General features: G+C 66.8%; 23 protein-coding genes. 9 read left to right on the forward strand and 14 right to left on the reverse strand.

The window, feature by feature from the left end; all coding sequences use genetic code 11:
* Positions 1-4 precede the first annotated feature (4 nt).
* The 12 genes from IPJ61_RS08390 to IPJ61_RS08445 form a co-directional block, all read right to left on the reverse strand.
* A complete protein-coding gene (locus tag IPJ61_RS08390) occupies positions 5-280 on the reverse strand; it encodes a hypothetical protein (protein WP_297105367.1) in 276 nt (91 codons plus the stop codon).
* Between the two features lie 9 nt (positions 281-289).
* The gene (locus tag IPJ61_RS08395; RefSeq protein ID WP_297105370.1) at positions 290-922 is read right to left on the reverse strand and encodes a hypothetical protein; all 633 of its coding nucleotides are present in this window, start codon (positions 920-922) and stop codon (positions 290-292) included.
* Positions 922-1815 carry an ethanolamine utilization protein EutJ gene (gene eutJ / locus IPJ61_RS08400; protein ID WP_297105373.1) on the reverse strand — a complete coding sequence of 298 codons (894 nt, stop codon included), beginning with the start codon at positions 1813-1815 and terminating at the stop codon, positions 922-924. The genes IPJ61_RS08395 and eutJ overlap by 1 nt, the downstream gene beginning before the upstream one ends.
* A 5-nt stretch (positions 1816-1820) precedes the next feature.
* Complete coding sequence (locus tag IPJ61_RS08405; RefSeq protein ID WP_297105376.1) at positions 1821-2435, reverse strand: cupin domain-containing protein; 615 nt, start codon at positions 2433-2435, stop codon at positions 1821-1823.
* 44 nt (positions 2436-2479) lie between these two features.
* Positions 2480-2767: an ethanolamine utilization microcompartment protein EutM gene (eutM, locus tag IPJ61_RS08410; protein ID WP_366505387.1), complete on the reverse strand. Its 288-nt coding sequence runs from the start codon at positions 2765-2767 to the stop codon at positions 2480-2482.
* A gap of 169 nt (positions 2768-2936) precedes the next feature.
* Positions 2937-4448, reverse strand: coding sequence for an aldehyde dehydrogenase family protein (locus IPJ61_RS08415; protein ID WP_297105379.1), 1512 nt, complete (start codon positions 4446-4448; stop codon positions 2937-2939).
* A gap of 12 nt (positions 4449-4460) precedes the next feature.
* Entirely contained in the window at positions 4461-5117 is a 657-nt protein-coding gene (gene eutL / locus IPJ61_RS08420; RefSeq protein ID WP_297105382.1) for an ethanolamine utilization microcompartment protein EutL, read from the reverse strand.
* A 14-nt stretch (positions 5118-5131) separates the two neighbouring features.
* Positions 5132-6043, reverse strand: coding sequence for an ethanolamine ammonia-lyase subunit EutC (gene eutC, locus IPJ61_RS08425; protein WP_297105385.1), 912 nt, complete (start codon positions 6041-6043; stop codon positions 5132-5134).
* A gap of 4 nt (positions 6044-6047) precedes the next feature.
* Positions 6048-7415 (reverse strand): ethanolamine ammonia-lyase subunit EutB, encoded by a 1368-nt coding sequence (locus IPJ61_RS08430; RefSeq protein WP_297105634.1) that lies wholly within the window; start codon positions 7413-7415, stop codon positions 6048-6050.
* A 30-nt stretch (positions 7416-7445) separates the two neighbouring features.
* Positions 7446-8930 carry an ethanolamine ammonia-lyase reactivating factor EutA gene (locus tag IPJ61_RS08435; protein ID WP_297105388.1) on the reverse strand — a complete coding sequence of 495 codons (1485 nt, stop codon included), beginning with the start codon at positions 8928-8930 and terminating at the stop codon, positions 7446-7448.
* A gap of 18 nt (positions 8931-8948) precedes the next feature.
* On the reverse strand, positions 8949-9239 hold the full coding sequence (locus IPJ61_RS08440) for a EutN/CcmL family microcompartment protein (protein WP_297105391.1): 291 nt from the start codon (positions 9237-9239) through the stop codon (positions 8949-8951).
* 4 nt (positions 9240-9243) lie between these two features.
* The gene (locus tag IPJ61_RS08445; RefSeq protein WP_297105394.1) at positions 9244-10386 is read right to left on the reverse strand and encodes an ethanolamine utilization protein EutH; all 1143 of its coding nucleotides are present in this window, start codon (positions 10384-10386) and stop codon (positions 9244-9246) included.
* 208 nt (positions 10387-10594) lie between these two features.
* On the opposite strand from IPJ61_RS08445, the gene IPJ61_RS08450 reads away from it, so the two are divergent.
* Positions 10595-11506: a helix-turn-helix transcriptional regulator gene (locus IPJ61_RS08450; RefSeq protein WP_297105397.1), complete on the forward strand. Its 912-nt coding sequence runs from the start codon at positions 10595-10597 to the stop codon at positions 11504-11506.
* Complete coding sequence (locus IPJ61_RS08455; RefSeq protein WP_297105404.1) at positions 11503-12252, forward strand: alpha/beta hydrolase; 750 nt, start codon at positions 11503-11505, stop codon at positions 12250-12252. Before IPJ61_RS08450 ends, IPJ61_RS08455 begins: the two co-directional genes overlap by 4 nt.
* Positions 12253-12309: 57 nt before the next feature.
* Here IPJ61_RS08455 and IPJ61_RS08460 read toward each other — a convergent pair whose 3' ends face one another.
* The gene (locus IPJ61_RS08460) at positions 12310-13389 is read right to left on the reverse strand and encodes a C40 family peptidase (RefSeq protein ID WP_297105407.1); all 1080 of its coding nucleotides are present in this window, start codon (positions 13387-13389) and stop codon (positions 12310-12312) included.
* A gap of 122 nt (positions 13390-13511) precedes the next feature.
* Here IPJ61_RS08460 and IPJ61_RS08465 point away from each other — a divergent pair, with 122 nt between their 5' ends.
* Positions 13512-15272, forward strand: coding sequence for a DEDD exonuclease domain-containing protein (locus tag IPJ61_RS08465; RefSeq protein WP_297105410.1), 1761 nt, complete (start codon positions 13512-13514; stop codon positions 15270-15272).
* On the opposite strand, the gene IPJ61_RS08470 is transcribed toward IPJ61_RS08465, so the two are convergent.
* Complete coding sequence (locus tag IPJ61_RS08470; protein ID WP_297105412.1) at positions 15218-15727, reverse strand: peptidylprolyl isomerase; 510 nt, start codon at positions 15725-15727, stop codon at positions 15218-15220. The genes IPJ61_RS08465 and IPJ61_RS08470 overlap by 55 nt on opposite strands.
* Positions 15728-15871: 144 nt before the next feature.
* On the opposite strand from IPJ61_RS08470, the gene IPJ61_RS08475 reads away from it, so the two are divergent.
* The 6 genes from IPJ61_RS08475 (at position 15872) to IPJ61_RS08500 (ending at position 24086) form a co-directional block, all read left to right on the forward strand.
* Positions 15872-16777, forward strand: coding sequence for a sunset domain-containing protein (locus IPJ61_RS08475; protein WP_297105415.1), 906 nt, complete (start codon positions 15872-15874; stop codon positions 16775-16777).
* Between the two features lie 355 nt (positions 16778-17132).
* A complete protein-coding gene (locus tag IPJ61_RS08480; RefSeq protein ID WP_297105418.1) occupies positions 17133-17873 on the forward strand; it encodes a hypothetical protein in 741 nt (246 codons plus the stop codon).
* Between the two features lie 207 nt (positions 17874-18080).
* The gene (locus IPJ61_RS08485; RefSeq protein WP_297105420.1) at positions 18081-20861 is read left to right on the forward strand and encodes a type I restriction endonuclease subunit R; all 2781 of its coding nucleotides are present in this window, start codon (positions 18081-18083) and stop codon (positions 20859-20861) included.
* Positions 20858-22195 (forward strand): restriction endonuclease subunit S, encoded by a 1338-nt coding sequence (locus IPJ61_RS08490; protein WP_297105423.1) that lies wholly within the window; start codon positions 20858-20860, stop codon positions 22193-22195. The genes IPJ61_RS08485 and IPJ61_RS08490 overlap by 4 nt, the downstream gene beginning before the upstream one ends.
* Positions 22192-23094, forward strand: a complete 903-nt coding sequence (locus IPJ61_RS08495) for a GIY-YIG nuclease family protein (protein WP_297105425.1) — start codon at positions 22192-22194, stop codon at positions 23092-23094. Before IPJ61_RS08490 ends, IPJ61_RS08495 begins: the two co-directional genes overlap by 4 nt.
* Before the next feature lie 92 nt (positions 23095-23186).
* Entirely contained in the window at positions 23187-24086 is a 900-nt protein-coding gene (locus IPJ61_RS08500; RefSeq protein WP_297105428.1) for an Abi family protein, read from the forward strand.
* Positions 24087-24090: the final 4 nt, after the last annotated feature.

Consider the following 24090-nt stretch of genomic DNA (forward strand, 5'->3'; position numbering starts at 1 on the left):
CGGGTCACCTCAGGGCACGGGCGATGATGGCGTCCAGGTCATCGGGCTCATAGCCGAGCGCTTTCACGACGGCGGTGTGGATCCGCACGGCCGTGGTGGGCTCTTCTGCCGTTCCCGCCGCGGGCGCGGGCGCGTCGCCGGGGATGAGCCGGACGCCCTTCTTCAGCGCGTACTCACGCGCGAGCGCCGTGACGATGTCTCCCGGGCCCAGCCTGAGCTCCGTCGTCCCTGCGGCGAGCAACTCGTCGACGGTGGCGGTGGTGAGGATGCGGCGCGCCATGGTCCGCTCCTAGCTCTGCTGCCCCGACACCGCGTTGATCGCGGTGATCGCCGCGTCACGGGCCGCCATGACGTCGGACTCGGTGCCCGACATCCACATGCGGCCGTACACGCCGATAGAGCTCATGTGGTTGAGGAACACGGGCGCGGCCTTCTCGGCCTCGTTCGCCGCCAGCGTGATGTAGGCGGCGGGCTCGACCTCGAGCACGAGCATCGTTTGGCCACCCTCGATCATCGTGCCCTGGTTGAACCTGTTGAGCACCTGCGCCTGCAGCGGATGGATGTTGGTCACGATCTGCTCGGAGGCCACCTTCGGCGCCAACCGGTCCTCGACGGAGAGGCCGAGCGACTCCAGGACGACCTCGCCGGCGCGGAGCACTTCGGCCTGCGCCTCGGAGTGCACCTCGAACATGCCGAACTGACGCTCGACGACCTGGGCGCCGGGCTTGACGTCGACCGCCTTGAGGACGCTGTCGACCACGCGGAAGACCCAGTTGCCCGGGGCCATCTCGACGTAGAGGCTGCTCATGCCCTCAACCGGGGGCGAGCCTGCCGCGATGGTCCCCACGAACGCCGCGAACTGCGGCTGGATGCGGTCGAGGTGGCAGAACGCCCTCAGCTGGAACTCGGACTTGTCGGCCATCATCGGCCTCCCTTCGATGTGATTGGTTCTGCCCACCCGGCCACCCCGAGCGGGGTCACGAGCATGGGCTGGGGTGCGACGGACGAGGGCACCCCGGTGATGTCGGTCATGATGTCGGCGATGCCGGGGAACGCGGCCGTGCCGCCAACGAGGTGGATCGTGTCGACCTCGTGGCCTGCGATGGCGCGGCCGACGATCGTGGCCACCTTTTCCAGGGTCGGACGGACGACGGGCAGCAACTCGGCCTGCCACTTCGGCGAACGCTTGCGCTTCTCCGCCTTCTCGAACGGGATCTTGTGTGCCCCTGCGATGACGAGGCTGAGGTGGGTCCCACCCGTTGGCTCGTCGATGTTGGCGACGATCTCGCCGCCCTTGAGGATGGCCACGCCGGTAGTTCCGCCGCCGATGTCGACAACGGCTCCGTCGGTGATGCCGAGGACCGCGTTCGCCGCGGTGGTCTCATCGATGACCGCTGTGCAGTCGATGCCCGCGCCCTCGACGACGTAGCGGTGGGCGCGGTGATCGGAGGTGGTGACGGCGGGCGGGATGGTGACGGAGCCCCGCGTGAGCTCGCGCCCGGTTGCCTCCTCTAGCCGGTGCTTCAGTCCTCTGACCACCTGCTGGGCGCCGGTGAAGTCCCACACCACGCCGTCGCGGACCACGTCGGCGAAGACGTTCGCCGCGGCGAGCGGGCGCCCGGCCTCGTCGGTGACGACGATGACCGTGAACGCGGTGCCGAGGTCCACGCCCACCTTGATAGGGACAGATGAGGGGATCGCCGCAGGGCGCCTGAGCGCGGCGGCCGCCTGCTTCATCCGTTTCGTGACGTCGCGCGAAACCCCCGGCCCCTCAGGTCGGGGCCGGCCGCGCGCGTCGCTACGAGGAGAGAACATGGGGATTACGCGTCCTCCCAGTTCGCGGGGAAGGTGACGTAGACGAACTTCGCCCAGGTCGGCGTCCCGAAGGTGATGCTCGACCCCTTGGGCACGTAGAGGATGTCGCCGGGCCGGCCGATCTTACCGCCGGCGTCGCCTCCCAGGTGCAGCTCTCCCTCGAGCACGATCTGCACCTCGTCGTAGTTGAGGGTCCAGGGGAAGCTCCCCTGGGTGATGGTCATGTACCCCGCCGCCATGGGCGCGCCATCCGCGTCGGTCACGACGTCGCCGGTGGCCACCTGCATGCCGGGCGGAGGGCCCGGGTAGGGGAACGGGTCGAGCCGGGACTCGCCGATGCGGGCCAGCTTGACGGGATGCCGCGCCGTGGTGGTGGGGGCGGTGAGTACGCCCCCACCCGATCCCAGCATCGCGGTCACGAGCGCACGAACCTGGTCCGCCAGCGGGTCACCGCCCGACGGCGCGGGGGCAGGCGGGGCCTCCCCCTCGCGCACGATGTCGACCCCCCGGTCGCGGGCGATGTCGCGCGCCAGGGGCGTCACGATCGCGTCGCGCGCGACGACGAGGGTCCCTCCCGAGGCCTGCTGGACCTCGGCTGCGGTGATGACTGGCTTACCCATTTCTTCACTCACTCATTGGTTCGTGGAACGTGTAGAGGAAACGATCAGTCCCGGTGAGGGAGGATGATCTCGACGTCGCCGTGCGGGCGCGGGATCACGTGCACGGAGACGAGTTCGCCGACACGGCCGGCGGCGGCCGCACCGGCGTCGGTGGCGGCCTTGACGGCGCCGACGTCGCCACGGACGAAGACCGTGACCAGGCCGGATCCGATCTGTTCCTTGCCGATCAGCCGGACGTTGGCGGCCTTGACCATTGCGTCGGCGGCCTCGATAGCGCCGATCAGGCCCTTGGTCTCGACCATGCCGAGGGCGATCATCTGGACATCTGCCATGGGAGTGCTCCTTCTGGTAGCAGCGGTTTGGGTGGGTGCTGGGTCAGGGGCAGACGATGTATCTGCCCGTTGGACGGTGGACTTTTCAGTTGTGCCTGCCGCCGGGGCGGCCGGTCGTTTTCGGGTGCGCTTCGGCGCAGGGGGTGGGGACTCGCTCATGGGCTACCTCCTAGCTCTTCTGCTTCAGCTCGGTGAGGATCCGACGGACGACGTCCTCGATGACCTTCGCCTCCGCTGTGCCGCCGCTCGCCGACGTCGCTCCCCCGGCCTGCGGGACCGCGCCGTCGACGATGCCCCCATGAGCGCGCGCCGAAGCAGGGGCGTCGCGCAGGTGGGAGGCGAGGCGCTTGACGTTGAGCACGTTCTCGACGGTGATGTTGTCGCTGACGACCGCGCCGCCGACGCCTCCAGGCCCGAGCGTGAACGACGGCCGCACGCCGGTGGTGTAGCCGACGCCGCCGAGGCAGCCCCACGTGTTCACGAGAACGCGGAACGCGGGCTGCTCGATGCCGTAGGCGATGATCGATTCCTCGTCACCCGAGTGGATGACCGCCGAGTGGCCGTCGCCGCCGAAGGTGAGCATCTGGGTGGCGCGTTCGAAGCCCGCCCTCCAGCCATCCTCGACCATCCAGCCGAGCACCGACGTCAGCTTCTCGCGCGACAGCGGGTACTTCGGCCCGATGCCGTCGAGCTCCGCCACAAGGATCCGGGTGCTGGCCGGGACATCGATGCCCGCCAGCCTGCCGAGCTCCTGCGGAGTACGGCCCACGTAGGGGGCGATCATCATGCCGTTCGGGCGGAACATCTTTCCCGCCAACCGGTCCGCCTCGTCACGGGTGAGCCACTGGGCGCCGAAGCGCTGCATGTCGGCCTTGAGCTGCTCGGCGATCGGCCGATCGGCGATGACCGCCTGCTCCGTCGCACAGATGGTGGAGCAGTCGAACGACTTGGACTCCACGAGCATCTGTGCGGCCCGCGTCACGTCCGCCGTCCGGTCGACGTAGGCGGGCACATTGCCCGGACCGACGCCGAGGGCAGGCTTGCCGCACGAATGCGCCGCGAGGACCATTCCGGGCCCGCCAGTGGCGAGGATCATGGACGTCGCATAGTGGTTCATCAGCTCGTTGGTGCCCTGGATGCTGAGCTCCGTCATGCAGGAGACAAGGCCCTTCGGCATGCCCGCCGCCTCGCCGGCAGCGATCATCACCCGGGCCGCCTCCGCAGTGCAGTTCTTGGCCGACGGGTGGGGCGCGACGATGACCGCGTTGCGCGCCTTCACGCCGATCAAGATCTTGAAGATCGCCGTCGATGTGGGGTTCGTCGACGGCGTCAGCGCGCAGAGCACGCCTACCGGTGCTCCGATCTCGACGATCTTCCTGGCCTCGTCGCGCCGCAGCACGCCGCACGTAGGGATGTCCTTGATCGAGTCCCACACGCCCTGCGCGGCGAACTCGTTCTTCAGCTTCTTGTGCGCGGGATACCCGAAACCCGTCTCGTCGTGCGCCATCTGCCCCAGGCGTCCCGCCTCGCGCATCGCGGCGGCGACCATCGCCTCGCAGATGCGGTCGACCTCCTCCTGGGGGGCGAACTGGAATGCGCGCATCGCCTCCCGGGCCGCGACGGCGAGGTCGCGGGCCTGCTGCACCGACCGGAGGTCGGAATCCATGTTGTTGGAGTTCATGGCGTTCCTCCGTCAGTACTTCTTCGGATGGGCCGCCACTTCGAGCACGGCGTCCTGGAAGGCGGCGCAGGCGGCCCGGCAGGCGCTCTGCGATCCGGTCAGCCAGCCACCCGAGAAGTTGGTCTCGCTGGGCGGCTCGAAGTAGGTCGCGACGGAGACGTCAGCGGCCTTCACCGCGAGGTCGAGCGCGTACGTCGCCTCCAGGGGCGGGGCGATCAGGTAGGCGAGCGGCTCGCCCTGCCGGATGCCCGCCTCCTTCGACAGGTAGCTGCCCGTGCTGGAGATCAGGTGAGGGAAGAAGTTCAGCTCCCCCGCTTCGTCGGCGGAGTAGAACCACGCCTCTTCCTCGCAGTACGAGATGCAGGCGTCGACACCTGCCCGGACCTCAGCCGGTGTCGGGCCGGCTAGCATGCCGATGATCTCGCCCGAGAGCGGGCCGGACGGATAGCCGGAGCCGGCGTAGAAGCTCTTGGCGTACACGACGTCGACCTCGGCGTACTTCGTCGCCTCGTCGAGCGACACGTAGAGCGAGTCGTCGATGTCGCAGGTCAGAAGCCCGATCGCGCGCTGGTGGTCTTCGAGATTCAGCTTCTCGGCAAGGCCCCGATCGATGTTGGAGATGATGCGCACCGCCAGGATCGACGGCTTAACCGGTTCGAGGATTCCCATTTCCGTTCCTTCCCTTAGTCCCCGGCCACCTCGCGGAGCCGCACTCCGCTGGCGCTGTACTTGATCATCCGCTTGATGAACTCGACGATGTACGCGCCGGCCTCCAGCGGGTTGGTGCCGCCGTGCGTGGTGATCATGCAGATCAGGTCGCGGTCGGCGTCGGACTTGCCCGGTTGCGGGTCGAAGCCCATGTAGGCGCTCATCGCGTCCGCGATCCCGAGACCGGGACGCTCGCCGATGAGCAGGACGACGACCTTCGCCTTGATGATCGCGTTGACGTCGTTCATGATGCCGACGCGGCCGTTCTCGATGAAGAACGGCGTGCCGACGCTCAGCCCCGCCGACTTCAGTCCCTGCTCGATCACCGGGTAGATGTCGCGCAGGTTGTTGTCGATCGCCGCGGCGGACAGGCCATCGACGACGCACAGTTGCACGTCCGGACCCTTCACGCAGCGCTCGGCGATGAGCTTCTTTCCCTCGTCGCTGAGGAGGCGGCCGAGGTCGGGGCGCAGCAGGTACTCGCCACGGTCCGCCACGCGAGTCGTCACGGTGAAGAGGTTGAAGGCATCTCGCACCTCGTCCGAGACGACGCCGTAGATGGCGTCCTGCGTGACGCCGTGGTCGGCCTGGAACAGCAGCGCCGTCGCCGTCTTGGGGCGGGGGCCCGCCCTGCCGACGCCCAGCCGCGCGCTGGTGGTGGCCATCAGGTTGCGCAGGCCGTCGGCGTCATACGGGTCGTCGACCAGCATCGCGTGTCGGGGCGCGTCGAGCGTCGGGTCGGCCAGGTCGATGACCAGGTCGCCGCCGTCGCGGTTGATGACCGAAGGACCGGACGCATCGGCGGCCGCCTTCGGCTCGAGCCCCTCCTGCCGCAGTTCGGCGAGAATCCGGGCAACGATGTCCTCGATATTCACATCCACACTCATCGGTTCACCTCTTCAGGAAGAAGGACGCGTCGCCTGCGATGTCGGTGAGCTGGCCGTCCTTCCACAGGCCCACCTCCTCCATCCACGCCTCGAACTCGGGCAGCGGCCGGAGCCCGAGGGCCTGCCGCAGCGAGGGCGCGTCGTGGTAGCTCGTCGTCTGGTAGCTCAGCATGGCGTCGTCGCCCATCGGGATGCCCATGATGAAGTTGACGCCTGCGCTGGCGAGCAGGACGGCGAGGTTGTCGTTGCTGTTCTGGTCAGCCTTCGCGTGGTTGGTGTAACACACGTCGCAGCCCATCGAGATGCCCATGAGCTTGCCCATGAAGTGGTCCTCAAGGCCGGCGCGGATGATCTGGACCGAGTCGTACAGGTACTCGGGGCCGATGAAGCCGACGACCGTGTTCACCTGGAACGGATGCCACCGCTTGGCGATGGCGTAGTTGCGGGCCTCGAGCACCAGTTGGTCGGCGCCGTGATGGGCGTCGGCCGACAGCGCCGATCCCTGCCCGGTCTCGAAGTACATGTAGTTCGGGCCGGCTGTGATGCAGTGCTTCTGCGCCAGCGCGTAGGCCTCGTCGAGCAGGCCGACGGAGACGCCGAAGCTCTCCATCGCCTTCTGCGAACCGGCGATGGACTGGAAGATCAGTCCGACGGGCGCACCGCGCTTCATGGCCTCCATCTGCGTCGTGACGTGCGCGAGCACGCAGTTCTGCGTCGGGATCTCCCACTTGTCGATGACTCCCCAGGTCATCTCGAGGAGCCGGGAGACCGAGCCAACCGTGTCATCGGACGGGTTGATGCCGATGACCGAGTCGCCGGAGCCGAAGGAGAGGCCTTCGTAGGTGGCCGCGCGGATGCCGTCGACCGAGTCGGTCGGGTGGTTCGGCTGGAGCCGCGAGGCGAGGGTGCCGGGCAGGCCCATCGTGTTGGCGTTGTGGGTGACGACCCGGATCTTGCGCGACGCGACCACCAGGTCGAGGTTGCCCATGAGCTTGGTGACGGCTGCCACCATCTCGCCGGTCAGCGCGTTGCTCACGCGCCGGATCTCGTCGCCGCTGGTCTTGTTCGAGAGGAGCCACTCGCGGAAGTCGCCGACCGTCCAGCCCTTGACCTCGTCATAGATCCGCTCGTTGACGGCGTCGTCGATCGCCCGGGTGACCTCATCCTCGTCGTAAGGGACCACCGGGTTCTCGCGCAGCACGCTCAGCGGTACCTCGGCGAGAACATGTCTAGCCGCCACGCGCTCCGCAGCGCTACGGGCCGCGATGCCCGCCTGCTGGTCGCCCGACTTCTCCTCGTTGGCCTTGGCCAACAGGTCCTTGATGTCGGCGAACTCGTAGGTGTGTCCGAACAGTTTCGTCCGCAACAGCATCTCCGTCACCCCCTGGTCTTTCTGCCCATGTCAACTCCCGGGTCGTGTTTTGTTCTCGGTTGCCTGATAGAAGACGAGCGTCTTCACGGAGACGGGCACCACGCGCCCGTCGAAGAGTGGCTCGCCGATGTCGATGAAGTCGCCCTCGCCCAACTGGACTTGGTCGACGACGATGAGCGCCAGCTCCGGCGCTTTCTGCTTGACCGTCTGGCCGAGCACCTGTGCGTAGTCCTGCTCGATGACCAGCACGAGCGGCCGGTCGGGGGGCAGGTGCCGACGGGCGAACTGCGCCACGCCGTCGGCGAGCGTGGTGAGTTGGGCGAAGTCGATCCGCCCCGGCAACGGAAGCGAGACCGCGAAGTCGCCCTCCTTGCCCGCGCCCCGATCCCAGCGCTCGACCGCCTCGCCGAGCGCGGCCGAGATGGCCTCGGCGCTGGTCAGCCCCGGGTCCCGCTCGAGCAGCCGCGGCTCAATCACCGGCGCGTTGCGCAGCGGAAGGTGGTCCTTCTCCGCCCAGATCGTCGACCCGGAAAGGGTCACCTGCTGGCTCGCCGCGCCGAGGACGGTGGCCCGCAGCGTCTGTGCGGGCCGCTCAACCCGCAACTCGCCCCAGCGCGGGTTCTCACGCAGCGCCTGCGCCAGCAGCGGGCCGATATCCCCGTAGGTGCTGACCTCCGCCAGCGTCGAGGCCGGGGCGTTGTCGTAGTACAGCTGGCCTACACCGCCGGAGACGAAGTAGGCCGAGACCTTGCCGTCGACGTCCAGGCGCGGGCTGAGCGCCGCCTGGTCGCCCAGCGGCGTCTCGATGCCGAGGCAGAGGTCGACGACGATGTCCGCCATCGCCGCGGCGAGGCGCCCGAGGTCGGCGAGCCTCGGGACCTGTCCGACGCGGAGATCGAGGCCCAGGTTGTCGGCGATGATCCGCCCCGTCGGTGCGAGGTGGAGGAGGCGTCCGGTGCCCGTCTCGAGGACGGCCTGCCTCCCCCCGACCATCGACGCCGCCGATGCGATGTGACGCCCGGACCGGAAGAGGGCCGCGTTCGACGAGCCGCCGCCGATGTCGACGTTGACCACCGAGGCGTAGTTGGTCGCGGACCATTCCGCCGCACCGGATCCACGCCCCGCGATCTGTGACTCGAGGTTCGGGCCCGCCACGGTGACGACGAAGTCGCCGGCGAGGTCGCCGAGGCCGTGGAGGATGTCCTCCGCGTTGCGGGTGCGCGCCGTCTCCCCCGTGATGATGACCGCGCCGGTCTCAACCTCCGCAGGGTCGACCCCCGCACGCCGGTACTCGGAACGGATCAGGGTGGTGAGGCGGTCGACGTCGACTTCGTCGGCTGCGCGCAGCGGCGTGAAGTGCGCGTCGCCTTGGTACCGCACCTCGCGGGCGTCGATGTCGAGCTTCGGAACGAGCCCCAGCCGGTGCTGGTTGCTGATGGCGAGGTCGGACAGTACGAGCTGGGTCGTGGTCGTGCCGACGTCGATCCCGACGCTCAGCATGTTCCTCGTGGCCATCTCGCCCGTCCTCCCCGCTCAGCTCTTCCTGAACGTGGTCTCGCCATCGACCTCGAGCGAGTCGAGGATGGCGAAGATCACGGCGTCGACCGGGGCGCCGGTGGTGCGGTCCGTGTGGCGGCCGGCGCTCCCGCGAGCGATGAGCACCAGCTCGCCTTCGCCGGCGCCGATGGCGTCGACGGCGACGAACGGCTCGCCGTGCAGCTCGTCCCTGGCCGTCGCCGGCTGGACGACCAGGAGCTTGCTGCCGTGCAGCGAGTCGACCTTGATGGTCGACACCGCCGAACCGATGACACGCGCGATGATCATCCGGTCAGCCCTCCGACCCTGCCGCGGCGTCCTCCGCCGCCTCCTCGTCCGCGCTCACCGCGGGGTTGGACTTGGCGAACAGGAGGTAGGCCAGCGCGACGGCGGTGATGCCGGCGACGAGCTTGCCCGCGATCATCGGGGCGATCATGTCGGGCGCGACGCCCGCGGTGAAGCCGAGGTGGTCGCCGAGCGCGAAGGCCGCGGCGACGGCGAAGGCAGCGTTCAGGATCTTTCCGCGCCGGTCCATGTTCTTGAAGATCTCGAACATCGCAATGTTGTTGGCCAGCGTCGCGATCAGGCCGCCGGCAGCCGACTTGTTGATGCCAACGAGCTTGCCGAGCGCCGACAGCGGCTTCGCGCCGAAGGTGACGATCAGGTGGACCGCGGGGAAGGCGCCGAGCAGCATCATGGCGATGGAGCCGACGATCGCGATGCCGTCCTCAACGGGGAGGAGCTCCCAGCCCTCCGGCATGATCCTGACCTTGGTGACCGTCTCGAACACGCCGATGACGAGGCCGATCGAGATCACGAACACCAAGCCCTTGCCGAACGCCATGAAGCCCTTCGTCATCGCGTCGGGTGCCCGCCATAGGCCGAACGCGATCAGCGCTGCGGTCAGGATGATCGGGATGACATTGACGAACACGAACCCCATCGGCATGCCGGCGGCGGCACCTGAGACGATGACGCCGATCGGGATGGTGACGATGCCCGCCAAGACGCCCTTCGCCAGGAACGGCCGGTCTGACTTGTCGATGATGCCGAGCGCGACCGGGATGGTGAACACGACCGTCGCGCCCATCATGGCGCCGAGAATCAGGCCCGAGAGGCGCTGCGCGTCGGGGTTGTCCGTCATCGCCTGCGCCAGGGGCCAGCCACCCATGTCGTTGGCGAGCAGCGTGCCCGCGAACATGGCGGGATCGGCGCCGAAGAGCTCGTAGACGGGCTTCACGATGGGCCCGAGCACCTTTGCCAGGACCGGGGAAAGCGCGTAGACACCCACCATGGACAGCGCCAACGGGCCCATGGCATTGAAACCCTCTTCGAACTTCTCGCCGAGCCCGAACTTGTTGCCGATCGCCCGGTCGAGGCCGCCAAGGACCATGCAGATCATCAGGATCCAGACGATGATGTCGTTGATACCCATTACGTATCAAACCCCCTCAGCACTGAAAGGTCTTCGGTGAACGGTGTCGTCCACCTAGCCGGAAGCCTAGGGAGGCGCTAGCGCGCATCGCATACACGAATCGGTCGGATTGTTACACAAAGCCGACTTGTCGGGGCCGCCCGCGGGGCGCCGGAAGGCGCTGTTACGATGCCTTAACCGGTGCAGCGTTGCGGAGGGAGCGGGCCCCATGGAGACGACCGACGTCCAGGACTGGATCTCCCACGGGTGCGCCGCGGAACAGGGAAACGGCCCGGTCGACTTCTCGGTCTCGATCACCATCGGCAGCGTTGCGGGCACGGTCCTCGCGGGAACCGTGCTGCTCGACGAGGAGCACGAGGCCGCCACGCTCGACGACCTGCAGCGCGCGGCCGATGCGATCGTCCGGGCGGCCAGTGACACCCTCGGGCAGTCCTCCACGACGCCGCTGATACGACCCGAAGTCGGCGCCGCGCTCGACGTCGAGGCGCTCGCCGTGCATCTCCGACATCGCGACGTCGTCGCCAATCTCGAACTCTTGAACGATTACCTCGACCGGCTGCTGCCCCGCTGGAGCCAGAAGGTCTCGCGTGAGGCCCTCGCCCCCTTCGAGCGCGCACTGACGGAGCTCGCGGCGTCGGATGGCCCGCGCTGCGCGCGGTCGATGGCGTCCGCGATCGCAGGCAAGCGCGAGTTCCGCCGTGCCGCCATGAACCGGTACGAGTGCCAGGTGCACTGCGAGCGGCTCCTCCTCCGTCTGCACGATCTGCTGGAGCCCGCGGAATCCGAGCGCCGCCCCACGATGACGACGCTACTGAACGAGATCGAGCGGGACCCGACGGCGTTCCTCACCGTCGGCAAGGCTGCCGCTCACCTCGCGCTCTCCGAGTCCTACTTCGCGCGCCAGTTCAAGCAGCACACCGGAGAGAACTACATCCCGTACATCACCCGCAAGCGGGTGGAGCGCGCGAAGCTCCTGCTTACGCACACGGAAAGGCCCGTGCTGCGGATCGCCACCGAGCTGGACTTCCAGCCCGTCAACTACTTCTCACGCACGTTCAAGAAGTACGTGGGCCTCACGCCGAGCCAGTACCGGCAGAAGTTTGCGAGGGATGCCGCATGAACACTCCCGTTTGGCCCGAGGCACGGCCGCTGCGGCTCGGCGACGGCCCCGTCGGCGTCGTGATGAGCCACGGCTTCACGGGCTCCGTGCAGTCGATCGCTCCGTGGGCGCGGGCGCTCGCCGAGCCGGGACCCGACTGGCAGGGCGTCCGCGTCGTCGCCCCGAGGCTGCCGGGCCACGGGACACACTGGCGCGATCTGGCACGCACCCGGTGGTGGGACTGGTACGGCGCGGTCGAGGACGCGTACCACGAACTGAACGCCCAGTGCGACCGCGTGTTCGTGGCAGGCCTCTCGATGGGCGGGGCGCTGGCCCTTCGGCTGTCGGAGCGCGAGTCCGTGGCCGGAACTCTGCTTGTCAACCCCGCGATCGCCACGAGGGACCGACGGGTTCCCCCTGCGGCCCTGCTCCACCGGCTGATGCCCTCACAGACGGGCGTGGCCGACGACATCGCTCTCCCGGGCGCGACCGAGATGGGCTACCCGCGCTTCTCCGTTACCAGCCTTGCGACGATGACCTCCCTGTGGCGCGACGTGCGCAGGAACCTGGGCCGCCTCTCGGCACCAGTGCTCCTGATGCGCTCAGCGGTGGACCACGTCGTCGACGATCTGACCGCAGAGATCCTCCGGAAGAAGGTCAGCGACCTTCGCTTCGTCGAGCTCCCGAACAGCTACCACGTGGCGACCCTCGACAACGACGCGTCCCTCATCTTCGAGGAGTCGCGAAGGTTCATTACCGCTGGTTGAGCCGGGCCGCGAGGAACGAGCGCCCGTGTCGAAACCAATGGACGCGAGCCAGTAGCCTCAGCCGACGACCCGGCGCGCGCCGGTGAAGGGCATCGAGTCCAGACTGGTGACCCTGACGCCGCGGCGGGGATTAGCGGCGTCGACGATCTTGCCGCCGCCGATGTACAGGCCCACGTGGCTGACGGGGCTGTAGTAGAACACCAGGTCGCCTGGGCGGAGCTCGGACTTGGAGACCCGCTTGCCTACCGACGACCACTGGCCGCGCGAGGAGCGCGTGATGTTGATGCCGACCTTGCGGTAGGCCCAGCTCGTGAGGCCGGAGCAGTCGAAGGTGCTCTCGCCGGAGGTGCCCCAGACATAGCGGCTGCCGACCTTGCTGAGCGCGTACTTGACGGCAGCCTGGGCACGGTCCGACGACCCGGTCTCGACGGGAGCGTCGTCCTTCTCCTCCGCCTTCTCAGAGGAGCCGTCTCGGCTGGGGCGGTCGCGGTCGGTGCGAGCCTCGGCGGCGGCCTGCGCGGCCTCCGCCTCCGCGAGCCGCTGCGCCTCGAGCTCTGCGAGACGGGCCTGCTCCTCGGCGGAGAGGCGGTCGAAGACGGCCTGCGCGGTCGCCTCCTTCGCGTCGTACTCCTTCGCCAGCTCTTCCTTGGCCTTCGCCTGCTTCGCGAGCTCGGCCTCAGCGTCCTTGGCGTCGGCGCGCAGCGCCGTGAGCTTCGCCTGGTCCAACTGGAAGCGCTGCACGCCGGCGTTGGAGCGGTCGACCTCCGCCTGCATCGCGCCGAGTCCGGAAAGGAACGCTTCGGCGTCCGTGGTGGTCAGCAACTGGGCGGCGAGCGAGACATGGTCCGTGTGCATCTGCAGGACGGCGGCGTCGCCGAGCTGCGAGGCGAGCGCCGCGACCTTCGTCTCCTGCGCTTTCAGGTCGGCGCTCAACGTCTTCAGTTTCGCCGTGGCGGCATCGGCCGCCTCGTGGGCCTCGATGATCTGCTGGTCGATCGCGCTGGCCTCCTGATGGATGCGATCCAGCTCGGCCTTCGCCTCAGCCACCGCATCGGGATCCGCGTGGGCCACGACGTTGCCGGTCACCAGACAGGCGACCGCGATGGCGGCGGCTACCGAGGCGCGGATTCGATTCACGAGGACTCCATCGACGGGTACAAGTCTGAGAGAATCCTAAACGTCCTTCAGGGGTTTCCCAAACCCGCCGGGCGGCGTTTCCGGCTCCGAGAATTGTCAGTCGGTCCTCCTAGCCTCGTGGCATGACCTCAACCGCTACTCAGCCCTCTTTCGACGACTTGGGCTTCCCCTTGTCGGACACGACATTCGTCGTCGTGGACCTGGAGACCACAGGTGGGGCAGCCGACGCCGAGATCACGGAGATCGGCGCGGTGAAGGTGCGCGGCGGGCAGGTCCTTGGCGAGTTCCAGACGCTGGTGCGGCCGTCCGGGCCGGTGCCGCCGATGATTCAGGTGCTGACCGGGATCACGTCGGCGATGGTGGCCACCGCTCCCCCGCCCGCGGCCGCGCTTCCCGCGTTCGCGGAGTTCGCGGCGGGCGCGGTGCTCGTTGCCCACAACGCCCGCTTCGACACGGGCTTCCTGCGCCGCGGCTACGAGCAACTGGGGATGGCGTGGCCACGGCCCACCGTCGTCGACACCGTCGCGGTGGCGAGGACCGCGTTGCTGCGCGACGAGGTACCCAACTGCAAGCTGGCCACGCTCGCGCGCTACTTCCGCTCCTCCACGGAACCCAACCACCGCGCGTTGAGCGACGCACGCGCCACGGTCGACGTGCTCCACGGGCTACTCGAGCGGGTGGGCAACCTCGGCGTCCACACAGTGGAGGACCTCGCCGAGTTCGCGTTGCAGGTCTCGCCGGACCGCAGGGCAAAGCGCGTGTGGGCCTCCGCGGCACCGGAGGCCGCGGGCGTCTACTCCTTCTACGCCGACGGTGTGGACGCAGACGGGCGGGCACGGCGCGAGGTGCTGTACGTCGGCAAGTCGAACAACCTGCGGCGGCGCCTCCGCTCCTACTTCTCCGCCGCGGAGAAACGCGGCCGGATCCACGAGATGGTGCGCGTGGCCACGGGTGTCGACTACGTCACGTGCGCAACGGACCTGGAGGCCGAGGTGAGGGAGCTGCGCATGATCGAGTCGCTGTCGCCACGCTACAACCGGCGCTCCAAGAACCAGCGCGGGCTGATCTGGCTGCGCCTCACGCAGGAGGCGTTCCCGCGGCTGTCGATCGTGCGGCGGCCCGGAGACGGTCCGGCGTTCGGCCCGTTCCGCAGCAGAGAGGCGGCTGACCAGGCAGCGCTCGCACTGTACGACGCCTTCCGCGTGCGACGATGCACCGCACGGCTGAGCGCGCGGAGGCCGACGTCGTCGTGCGCGCTGGGCGAGATGGGGCGCTGCCTCGCGCCGTGCGAGCTGGGCGTCGGCGCCGAGCGCTATCAGGCGTCCGTGGACGCGCTGCGGGAGAGCTGGCTGGGCGATGTGCGTCCCGTCTTGGGCAGCGCCCGGGACCGGCTCAGGAATCTCGTGGCGCAGCAGCGCTACGAGGAGGCGGGAGAAGTAGCGGGCCGGCTCACCGACTACCACCGGGCATCGCTGAGGTTCCATCGCCTCCGTTCCCTGGCGACGACGCGCCAGATCGTGGCGGCGCTTCCATCGTCCCGGGGGTGGGACATTCACGTGATCCGCTACGGCCGTCTCGCGGCGGCCACCTCCGCGCCGTCGGAGCGAGCGAGGGCGGCAGCGGAGGAGGCGGAGGCAGCGGCCGAGACGGTGCTGCCCCCGCCGGAGGGGCTGCCCGCGGGGAGCGTCGAGGAGGCCGAGCGGATCGCCGCCTGGCTCGAGCTTCCCGGGGTGCGGCTCATCGAGACCGACGGCGAATGGGCCTGGCCCCTGCACGCCGGCGTCGCCGCCTCCGCACTCCCCGAGGAAATCCTCGGGCAGCGCTGTGTTCAGCCGACGGTGACGGACTCGATCACGACAGGCTCGACGGGGCGGTCACCGTAGCCGGTGCGGGTGGTGGCGATGGCGTCGACGACGGCCTGGCTGGCGGCGTCGGTCACCTCACCGAAGATGGTGTGGCGACGGTTCAGGTGCGGGGTCGGCACGACGGTGATGAAGAACTGCGAGCCGTTGGTACCGGGCCCGCGGTTGGCCATCGCCAGGAGGTAGGGACGGTTGAAGCTGAGCTCGGGGTGGAACTCGTCCGCGAACTCGTAGCCAGGTCCGCCGGTGCCGTTGCCGACCGGGCAGCCGCCTTGGATCATGAAACCGTCGATCACGCGGTGGAAGCTGAGGCCGTCGTAGTAGTTGCCGGTGGTCGGCTCGCCCGTCTCGGGGTCGACATACTCCTTGGTGCCCTCGGCGAGGCCGACGAAGTTCGCGACGGTCTTGGGGGCCTGATCCTCGAACAGGTCGATGACGACGTCGCCGCGGTTGGTGTGCAGGGTGATGGTGCTCACGTGGGGTTTCCTTTCGGGCTCTAACCCGACCAAGTCTGGCCCATCCTCGCGGCGAGGCCAATCTGACGTTCCCTCTTGTGGTTTCCCCACACCCCGGTAGCGTTGTGAGTGCTCGATCACGAGCCACAACCATTGGAGGAACTTGTGAACAAGTCACAAGAGCTGAAGAAGGCCGCCGTGGAGACCGCCTCCGCCGCCGCCGAGTACTCATCCGCCGCACTGAAGGACGGGCTGGAGCTGGCCCAGCAGTTGCTGGCAGAAGCCCAGAAGCAGGCCGGGCCAGCGCTGCACGACGCAAAGGTCCGCACCGCCGACTTCGCGTCGAAGCGCCTCGACGACCTCGAGCCGCACATCAAGGAGGCGTTGGAGAAGGTAACGCCTGCCGTCGAGGCCGCACGCGAGAAGGTTGCAGAGGATCTGCTGCCGAAGCTGCAGGATGTGCTGCACCAAGCCGCGGAACATCCGCTCGTCGTCGAGGCCACGCAGCGCGGCACCGCGGCCGTGCAGGCCCTGGCGGGCGATCTGGAGCCGGTCCAGCCGGAGAAGAAGAAGAGCAAGCTGAAGTCGGTGGTGAAGTTCCTGGCCATCGGGGCGGCTGTGGCCGGCGCCGTGGCGGCCCTGCGTCACTTCCTTTCCCCCAAGGACGACGGCTGGACGGCGCACGAACCGTCGAAAGCGTACGTCAACAACAACGACACCTTCTCCAACGCGGCGAAGTTCGCGGCCGATATGGAGGCCGAGGCCAAGGAGGACCATATCGAGGTCGTCACCGAGGAGGAGATCCAGGAGCAGGACGACATGACCTCGGAGGGTGGTCCCGCCCCGGACGCCGAGTTCGTCACCGGTGAAGACGCCGCGCGTCATGCCGGCTACGGCGACGGCGCCTTCGTCGGCGCAACTCCCCCGGAGGGCTACACCATCAAGGGCAACGAGCGCTCGAAGAAGTACCACCTGCCGGGTACCGGCGGGTACGAACGCACCATCGCCGAGGTCTGGTTCAACTCGGAGGAGGCCGCGGCGGAGGCCGGCTTCGTCAAGGCCCAGCGCTGACCTCACGCGCACAGACGGCGGCGGTCCCTCCCGGGGCCGCCGCCGTCGCATGTTCGAGGCGCAACAAGTCCACCCCAAGTGTCTTACGGGAACACGCGACATCGGAAGGTGTGGAGTGTTCCCGTTTGGCTTCCTTGTCTGCCCCGGCGCTCATCGCCTCGGTGACGATGGTCGCGAACGGCTCCGCGAGGCGGGGGCGTAGCTGCTCGTCGTCGGTGATCTCAAGCCGGTCGTAGAACGCCTGGTTCGCCAAGCACCGGTCGGCGTCGCCGGATCGAGCGTAGGCATGGTGTGCGTCGGTGAGAAGCCGTAGCGGGTCGCGGAGGAACGCCCGCGCGCCCGTGTGGTGTTCGTCGTGCTGGGTGAGGCGCTGATCGATGTCGGCGAGGCGGAGTCCGATACCCGTTACCAGCGATGGCTTGACGCCCTCGAACCCGGCGACGAAGCCGAACTCCTCGAAGCCACGATCGCGATCCCCACCCTAAACAGCCGGGTGCTCGACAGGTTCTTCGCCGTCGAGAGCGACGACCTCGGAAGGCCCGGGCAGCGGGCGATGGAGCAACGCCTGATCGTCCTCCTCAGCGAGCTTCGCCCACACGAAACCGCACGCATCCGTGAACTGCACAAGGCCAGGCAGCGCCGTCTTGACCGCACGACCCGCATCGGAGGCACCGTCGAGCTACCCACGAAATGCGCTCGCTGCGGCAGCCAACTCAAGGATGTGAGGCCGACGGGTAGACCGCGCATCTACTGCTCCCCGGCCTGCCGGAAGGCCGCCTACGAAGATCGGCGCGCCCATCGAGACGGAGCCGTCAATGTCCAGGTCGTGGAGCGCGTTGTCACCGAGATCAGGGAACGCCGCATCGATGTGCCGCACCCACGAACCGAGTGCATCCTCGAGGTGTTCGCCAACGACGATGCGCTCGTGAACGTGATCTGGGCACTCATCGAAGCCGTCCGAGGAGGCCACGACCCCGCCTTCAGCCCCGATCAGCCAAGGTTCTGGGACCTCCTACAACAACACCGAGGTGCTCTACGAGGCCCTGGTCAAGCGCGCCGCAAGCTACGAGCCACCAGAACCCGACGGGCAAGCTGAGGAGGAGGAGGCCGAACCGCTGAACCCAGTGCAGCGCAACATGCAACGCTTCACCCGGCGGGACCCGGAGTCAACGGAGAAGAGTGGTGGTGGTGCATCGGGATCGTAGTTGCGAACCCGACGGCGAGCAGCCGTTCTCGGGAAACGGAGGTCCGTCCTTTCGGCTGGCCAGCACAAGAATCAGTGCCCCCGGTAGGATCGATGCTGATGGTTGAGCAGGGAGACGAGCGCCTGGCGGCGGAGCAGCGGGCACGGGTGCTGATCGACCGCCAGCTGGATGCTGCGGGCTGGGCGGTGCAGGATCGTGGTTCCGTCAATCTCTTCGCTCCACAGCGCGGGATCGCGGTGCGCGAGGCCATCATGAAGCCCGGGCACGGCCGCGTCGACTACCTGTTGTATGTCGACAAAGAAGTAGTGGGCGTGATCGAGGCCAAACCGATGGGCACGCCGCTTTCGGGTGTCGAATGGCAGTCGGCAATGTACGCGACCGGGCTGCCCGACGATGTGCGCAGAAAGGCTCTCGACCCCGAAGGCCGCCTACCGTTCGTCTTCGAATCCTCAGGAACCGAGACACACTTCACGAACGGCTTCGACCCCGAGCCGCGCGCACGGCGCATCTTCGCATTCCCGAGGCCAGAGACACTCGCGATCACAGTCCGCGCCGCTCGTGAACACCCGGATCAGTCGCCGACCTGGCGGGGCCGAGTACGCACGTTGCCCGCTCTCGACCCAAGTCCGCTGAGGCCCGCGCAGGTTGACGCGATTCACGGGATTGAACGCAGCCTTGCCGAGCAGCGCTACGGTCGCTCTCTGGTGCAGATGGCCACCGGTGCGGGCAAGACCTATACGGCGGTGACCGAGGCGTATCGGTTGCTGAAGTGGGGCGGATTCAAGCGAGTGCTGTTCCTTGTGGATCGCAACAATCTTGCTGATCAGACCATGGGCGAGTTCCAAAACTATCGCACGCCCGATGACGGTCGCCGCTTCACGGAGCTCTATAACGTCACGAAGCTCTCCAGGGGCGGGATGCCCGACTCGACTAGGGTTGCGGTCTCAACGATCCAACGCGTGTTCAAAGCGATCAAGAATGAAGACGTGCCCGACGGTGACGACCAGGGGATCGACGAGTTCCGCCCGGACGAGCCCGTCACAGTCAGCTACAACCCGGAGCTACCGCCCGAAACGTTCGATCTTGTCATCGTGGATGAAGCACACCGCTCGATCTACGGCGTCTGGCGCGGGGTGCTGGAGTACTTCGACGCTCATATCGTCGGCCTCACCGCGACGCCTGGCAAGCAGACCTTCGGCTTCTTCCAGCAGAACCTCGTCTCGGAGTACACATACCCGCAATCCGTCGCTGACGGCGTGAACGTCGACTTCGACATCTACCGCATCAAGACCGAGATCACGGAGAACGGCTCAACCATCGACGCGGGCACCTATGTGCCGACCGTGGACCGTACCTCGCGAGAGCAGAAGCTGGTGCGACTCGATACCGACCTCGACTACACGCCGGGACAACTCGACCGCGCGGTGACAGCAAAGCATCAGATCAGACTCGTACTTGAGACCTTCCGCGACCGCGTCTTCACCGAGATCTTCCCCGGACGCCGCACGGTGCCCAAGACCCTGATCTTCGCCAAGGACGACAACCACGCGGAGGAGATCGTGCAGACCGTGCGCGAGGTATTCGGCAAGGGCAACGACTTCGCCGCAAAGATCACCTACTCCGCCAAAGACCCGAAGGGACACCTGAAAGCCTTTCGCACGAGCCCCGCCATGCGCGTCGCGGTGACCGTCGATATGATCGCGACCGGCACCGATGTGAAGCCGCTGGAGTGCGTGTTCTTCATGCGTGACGTGTGCAGCGGGCAGTATTTCGAACAAATGAAGGGCCGCGGCGCCCGCACCATTGACCCCGCAGACTTTCGTGCCGTCACCGACGACGCGACCGCGAAGACCCGCTTCGTCATAGTGGACGCGATCGGAGTCACCGAGCACGACTTCGTCGAGCCGCCGCTCAACCGAGAGAAGTCGATCAGCCTGAAGAAGCTCCTCGATAAGGCGGCAACTCTGAATCTCACCGAGGACGAAACGGCCACCCTCGCCAGCCGCTTGGCGGCGTTGGATCGGCAGCTCACCCCGGCAGAGCGCTCCGAACTTGACCAAGTTGCGCACACATCGATGCACCAGATCGTGCGGGCACTCGTCGATGCGGTCGACCCCGAAGCCCAGGCAGCAGCGCGCACGGCGGCTCCGGAGTGCGACCCCGCAGAGGTCGTGCAGGAACTGCTAGATGCTGCGATCGAACCGCTTGCGTCGAACCCCGAACTTCGCACGAGGATCATTGAGCTACGCCGCGCGAAGGATCAGATCATCGATGAAGTGAGCCGGGACGAGGTGCTCGGCGCCTATGGCGTCATCGACCCTGACAAAGCCAAGCACACCATCACCTCATGGCGGGAATACCTGCAAGAGCACCGAAGCGAGATCAGCGCCATCGAGTTGATGTTCGAGGCCAAGGGGCGAGGCATCCGCTTCGAGCAGATTCAGGAACTCGCCGATCGCATCGCCCGTCCACCCCACAACTGGACCGTCGACTTCATCTGGAACGCCTACCTCTCCCTTGAAGTGGAGTACAAGGGTCGGCCCGAAAATCGGAACCGGCACGCGGCAACCGACCTGATCTCCCTGCTGCGCCTCGAAGCCGGCGTCGACGATGCTCTCATGCCGTACATGGAGCAGGTTGAGTCACGCTATGCGAACTGGCTTTCTCGCCAAGAGCAGGCGGGAGCGGTGTTCACCGAGACCCAGCGATGGTGGCTGGATCAGATGGCAAGGATCATCGCGTCATCGGCAGGGATTGACGTTGACGACCTCGACAACGCGCCCTTCGACGAGCGCGGCGGCATCGACGGTGCCCTTCGCGACCTCGGCGACCGAGCCGGAGACCTCATCGAAGAACTCAACCGAGAGCTCGCCGCGTGAGCTGGGAGCGCGTGCGCCTCAGAGACCTTGGGACCTGGTATGGCGGGGGGACTCCGTCAAAGGCAAACCTGGACTTCTGGACGGGTGGCACCATCCCATGGCTTTCGCCGAAGGACATGGGCGCTGAGACACTGGCCGACACGCAGGATCACGTCACACGAGCGGCGATTACCGCGTCATCCACCAAGCTCGTGCCCGCAGGCTCCGTGGCTGTGGTCACAAGATCAGGCATCCTTGAGAGAACGATTCCTGTCGCTCTGGTGCCGTTCGAGACGACCATGAACCAGGACATGAAGGCCGTCGCACCCGGTTCGGGCATCGATGCTCGCTGGATCGCCTGGGGCCTTCGCGCATTCGAACGCGACCTACTACGCGACACTCGCAAGGCCGGGACCACGGTCGCCTCGATCGAAATGCCCCGATGGTACAACTTTGAGTTACCGGTGCCACCACTGGAGGAGCAGCGCCGGATCATCGCGATCCTCGAAGACCAACTCTCCCGCCTCGACGCCGCTGATGAGCAGCTCCGGAAGGCACGAAGGTGTGGGGCCGCGCTCCTCCGCTCGGCACTCACCGTGGGGCTTCGTGGTGAGCTTGTGCCTGATGACTTGTCAGAGGGTGGCGCATCCGCACTTCTCACGGACGACGTCGTCTTTGAAGCCGGCGAGCAGGATCGAGTTTGGTCAGTTCCCAGCTCTTGGCGTTGGGCGAGGATCGGAGACCTGTTTCAGGTCAACATCGGTTCGACCCCACCGCGCGGTGATAGCCATGCTTGGTCCGGAGACCTTCCCTGGGTATCGAGCGGTGAAGTCTCGTTCTGTCGATTAGCATCTACCCGGGAAACAATCGAACGTGCGGCAGCCGGTAATCCCAGAACACGTATCCAGCCTCCCGGAACCATACTGCTCGCGATGATCGGCGAGGGAAAGACACGAGGCCAAGCTGCGATTCTCGATGTTGAGGCCGCGCACAATCAGAACTGTGCCTCGATCCGTGTATCCGAGACTCAGGTGCTCCCCGAGTACATCTACGGATATCTTGAGGAGCGCTATCTGGAAACGCGACGGGGTGGGGCGGGCGGCCAGCAACCAGCTCTAAATAAGACGGCGATTCAGAAGTTTCCAGTCCCCATCGCACCCTTGGCCACCCAGAGAACACTCGTTTCGCGCTGGGAGGAGCTTCGTGAGAACAACCGACGTCTAGAGTGCTCGCTCAAGAGTGCGAAGAAGCGTTCTGAGGCGCTCCGCCGTTCCCTCCTCACCGCCGCCTTCTCCGGTCGCCTCACTGGTTCCGCGGAAGAGATGTCAGTGGTGGCTGGGAGGACGGGGACATGAATGGCAAGCAGGTCAAACTTTTCCTCGTCGATGGCAGCCCGGGTGGTCTGACGACCGCAGAGATCACGAACTGGACTGGCAGTGTGGTCTCGGCGCGGCGATCTGATCTCGCTGAGCTTCTGCGGCGTGAGGAGGCTGAGCGCACCGGCGTCTACCTGCTGCTTGGCGAAGATGAAGAAGCGGTCGGTGACACTCGTTGCTATGTCGGCGAGGCCGACGTGGTGGCGACGCGGCTGCGCAGTCATGCCAAGGACAAGCCGTTCTGGAGTCACGCGGTGCTCATCACGTCGAAGGACACGAATCTCACCAAATCGCACGTTCGCTATCTGGAGTCTCGTCTGATCGAGCTGGCCCACCAGGCTGGCCGGGTCACGCTGGAGAACGGCACCGCTCCACCCCGTCCGCGCTTGCCTGAGGCCGACGTGTCAGACATGGAGTACTTCCTCGGTCAGTTGCAGATCGTTCTTCCCGTGCTCGGAGTGAACGTAATCAGGGTGCGAACGACGAAGGCGCCATCTGATCATTCGGAGTCAGTGGAATCTCCTGTGTTCACGTTGACGAGCAAGCGGCAGGGCGTCGATGCTCGTGCTCAGCAGATAGACGGCGAGTTCATCATGCTCACAGGCTCCGTCGTTGTTCCGGTTTGGCATGGGGTAGGTAGCGCTGCGAGTACCCAGAAGGCCTATGCGAGCTATCGTGCGCAGCATGAGGGCTTGATCGCTGACGGTTCGATCGTGGTCGAGGGCACCAGGGCGCGCACTATGCGAGACATCGTGTTCTCGTCGCCCTCGACGGCTGGCGCCGTCGCTCTGGGCCGCTCCTGCAACGGGCGTGTGGAGTGGGTGAGCGCGGAGGGCTCCTTCGGTGCGTGGGAGACCCGTGGGGTCGAGGATGAGTAGGCCCGGTGCTGGCGAGTGTCGGGGAGGTCGTGTAGTGTGGAAGCACAACATCTCCCGAGCCTCTCCACGATGCGCAACCGGGGGATTTTCTCATGTCTGAGACTCCCCGCACCTACATCAAACCTGCTTTGACGGAGAGCGAGTTGCTGAGGCAGTGGCGGTCCAAGGGCCTCCTGCTTCCCGACGAGCGGCGGGCACTTCGCTACCTCCGGCACATCGGCTACTATCGGCTCTCCGCATACGTCAGAAGCTTCGAAGGCGCTGAGCGGGATGTGCTGCGACCTGGCACTACCTTCGATGATGTCCTTGACCTGTACATATTCGACCGTAAGCTCCGCTTGCACCTTCTTGACGCCATCGAGCGCGTCGAAGTCGCACTGCGCGCCTCAATCAGCGACCATCTGTCGCGTATCGACGGCCCGCACTGGTATGAGAACCCCAAGCACTTCACGAACAGTGGTACCCATGCGAAGCTCCTCGCCGATGTTGACGAAATGCTGCGGCTCCAGCGCGCACGGCGTCCCGAAAGCGGGCTGAGCGGGGATCGGTTCGTCTCCGCTCTTGACCACTACGTTGCCAACTACGACCAGCCGCTGCGCCCACCGACATGGATCGTGTTCGAGGAACTCAACTTCGGTACCACCAGGGCGGTGTTCGACGGCCTTGCCTCGCGAGAGATGCAAGCCGACATTGCGCGCTCGCTCGGGGTCGTTGCACCCGTCCTGTCGTCTTGGCTGAAGAGCTACCAGCGGGTCCGCAACATCTGTGCTCATCATGGCCGTCTGTGGAACCGTGGTCTTGGTGTCTATCCAGCACTCCCGAAATCGCGTTCGGTCGCCTGGCTCACCGACCCCACGACGATCACTGGCGAAGGCAGCGTCTCTATCCAGTGCTTGTCTCGTTGCAGACGATTCTGCACACGATCTCCCCACGATCCACATGGGGCGTCAGGCTCCGCGAGCTATTCGAGGCGCATCCCGACGTGCCGTTGAAGGG

The organism is Tessaracoccus sp. (genome assembly GCF_016714275.1).
In the GTDB taxonomy this organism is placed as follows: domain Bacteria; phylum Actinomycetota; class Actinomycetes; order Propionibacteriales; family Propionibacteriaceae; genus Arachnia.

What these genes read in the sequence shown, in the direction of transcription:
- IPJ61_RS08405 (WP_297105376.1), bottom strand. Translation starts at nt 2,435, where the DNA reads ATGGGTAAGCCAGTCATCACCGCAGCCGAGGTCCAGCAGGCCTCGGGA.
- IPJ61_RS08465 (WP_297105410.1), top strand. Translation starts at nt 13,512, where the DNA reads ATGACCTCAACCGCTACTCAGCCCTCTTTCGACGACTTGGGCTTCCCC.
- IPJ61_RS08495 (WP_297105425.1), top strand. Translation starts at nt 22,192, where the DNA reads ATGAATGGCAAGCAGGTCAAACTTTTCCTCGTCGATGGCAGCCCGGGT.
- IPJ61_RS08395 (WP_297105370.1), bottom strand. Translation starts at nt 922, where the DNA reads ATGGCCGACAAGTCCGAGTTCCAGCTGAGGGCGTTCTGCCACCTCGAC.
- IPJ61_RS08415 (WP_297105379.1), bottom strand. Translation starts at nt 4,448, where the DNA reads ATGAACTCCAACAACATGGATTCCGACCTCCGGTCGGTGCAGCAGGCC.
- IPJ61_RS08430 (WP_297105634.1), bottom strand. Translation starts at nt 7,415, where the DNA reads ATGCTGTTGCGGACGAAACTGTTCGGACACACCTACGAGTTCGCCGAC.
- IPJ61_RS08445 (WP_297105394.1), bottom strand. Translation starts at nt 10,386, where the DNA reads ATGGGTATCAACGACATCATCGTCTGGATCCTGATGATCTGCATGGTC.
- eutJ (WP_297105373.1), bottom strand. Translation starts at nt 1,815, where the DNA reads ATGTTCTCTCCTCGTAGCGACGCGCGCGGCCGGCCCCGACCTGAGGGG.
- IPJ61_RS08440 (WP_297105391.1), bottom strand. Translation starts at nt 9,239, where the DNA reads ATGATCATCGCGCGTGTCATCGGTTCGGCGGTGTCGACCATCAAGGTC.
- IPJ61_RS08500 (WP_297105428.1), top strand. Translation starts at nt 23,187, where the DNA reads ATGTCTGAGACTCCCCGCACCTACATCAAACCTGCTTTGACGGAGAGC.
- IPJ61_RS08450 (WP_297105397.1), top strand. Translation starts at nt 10,595, where the DNA reads ATGGAGACGACCGACGTCCAGGACTGGATCTCCCACGGGTGCGCCGCG.
- IPJ61_RS08485 (WP_297105420.1), top strand. Translation starts at nt 18,081, where the DNA reads ATGGTTGAGCAGGGAGACGAGCGCCTGGCGGCGGAGCAGCGGGCACGG.
- eutM (WP_366505387.1), bottom strand. Translation starts at nt 2,767, where the DNA reads ATGGCAGATGTCCAGATGATCGCCCTCGGCATGGTCGAGACCAAGGGC.
- IPJ61_RS08455 (WP_297105404.1), top strand. Translation starts at nt 11,503, where the DNA reads ATGAACACTCCCGTTTGGCCCGAGGCACGGCCGCTGCGGCTCGGCGAC.
- IPJ61_RS08390 (WP_297105367.1), bottom strand. Translation starts at nt 280, where the DNA reads ATGGCGCGCCGCATCCTCACCACCGCCACCGTCGACGAGTTGCTCGCC.
- IPJ61_RS08435 (WP_297105388.1), bottom strand. Translation starts at nt 8,930, where the DNA reads ATGGCCACGAGGAACATGCTGAGCGTCGGGATCGACGTCGGCACGACC.
- eutC (WP_297105385.1), bottom strand. Translation starts at nt 6,043, where the DNA reads ATGAGTGTGGATGTGAATATCGAGGACATCGTTGCCCGGATTCTCGCC.
- eutL (WP_297105382.1), bottom strand. Translation starts at nt 5,117, where the DNA reads ATGGGAATCCTCGAACCGGTTAAGCCGTCGATCCTGGCGGTGCGCATC.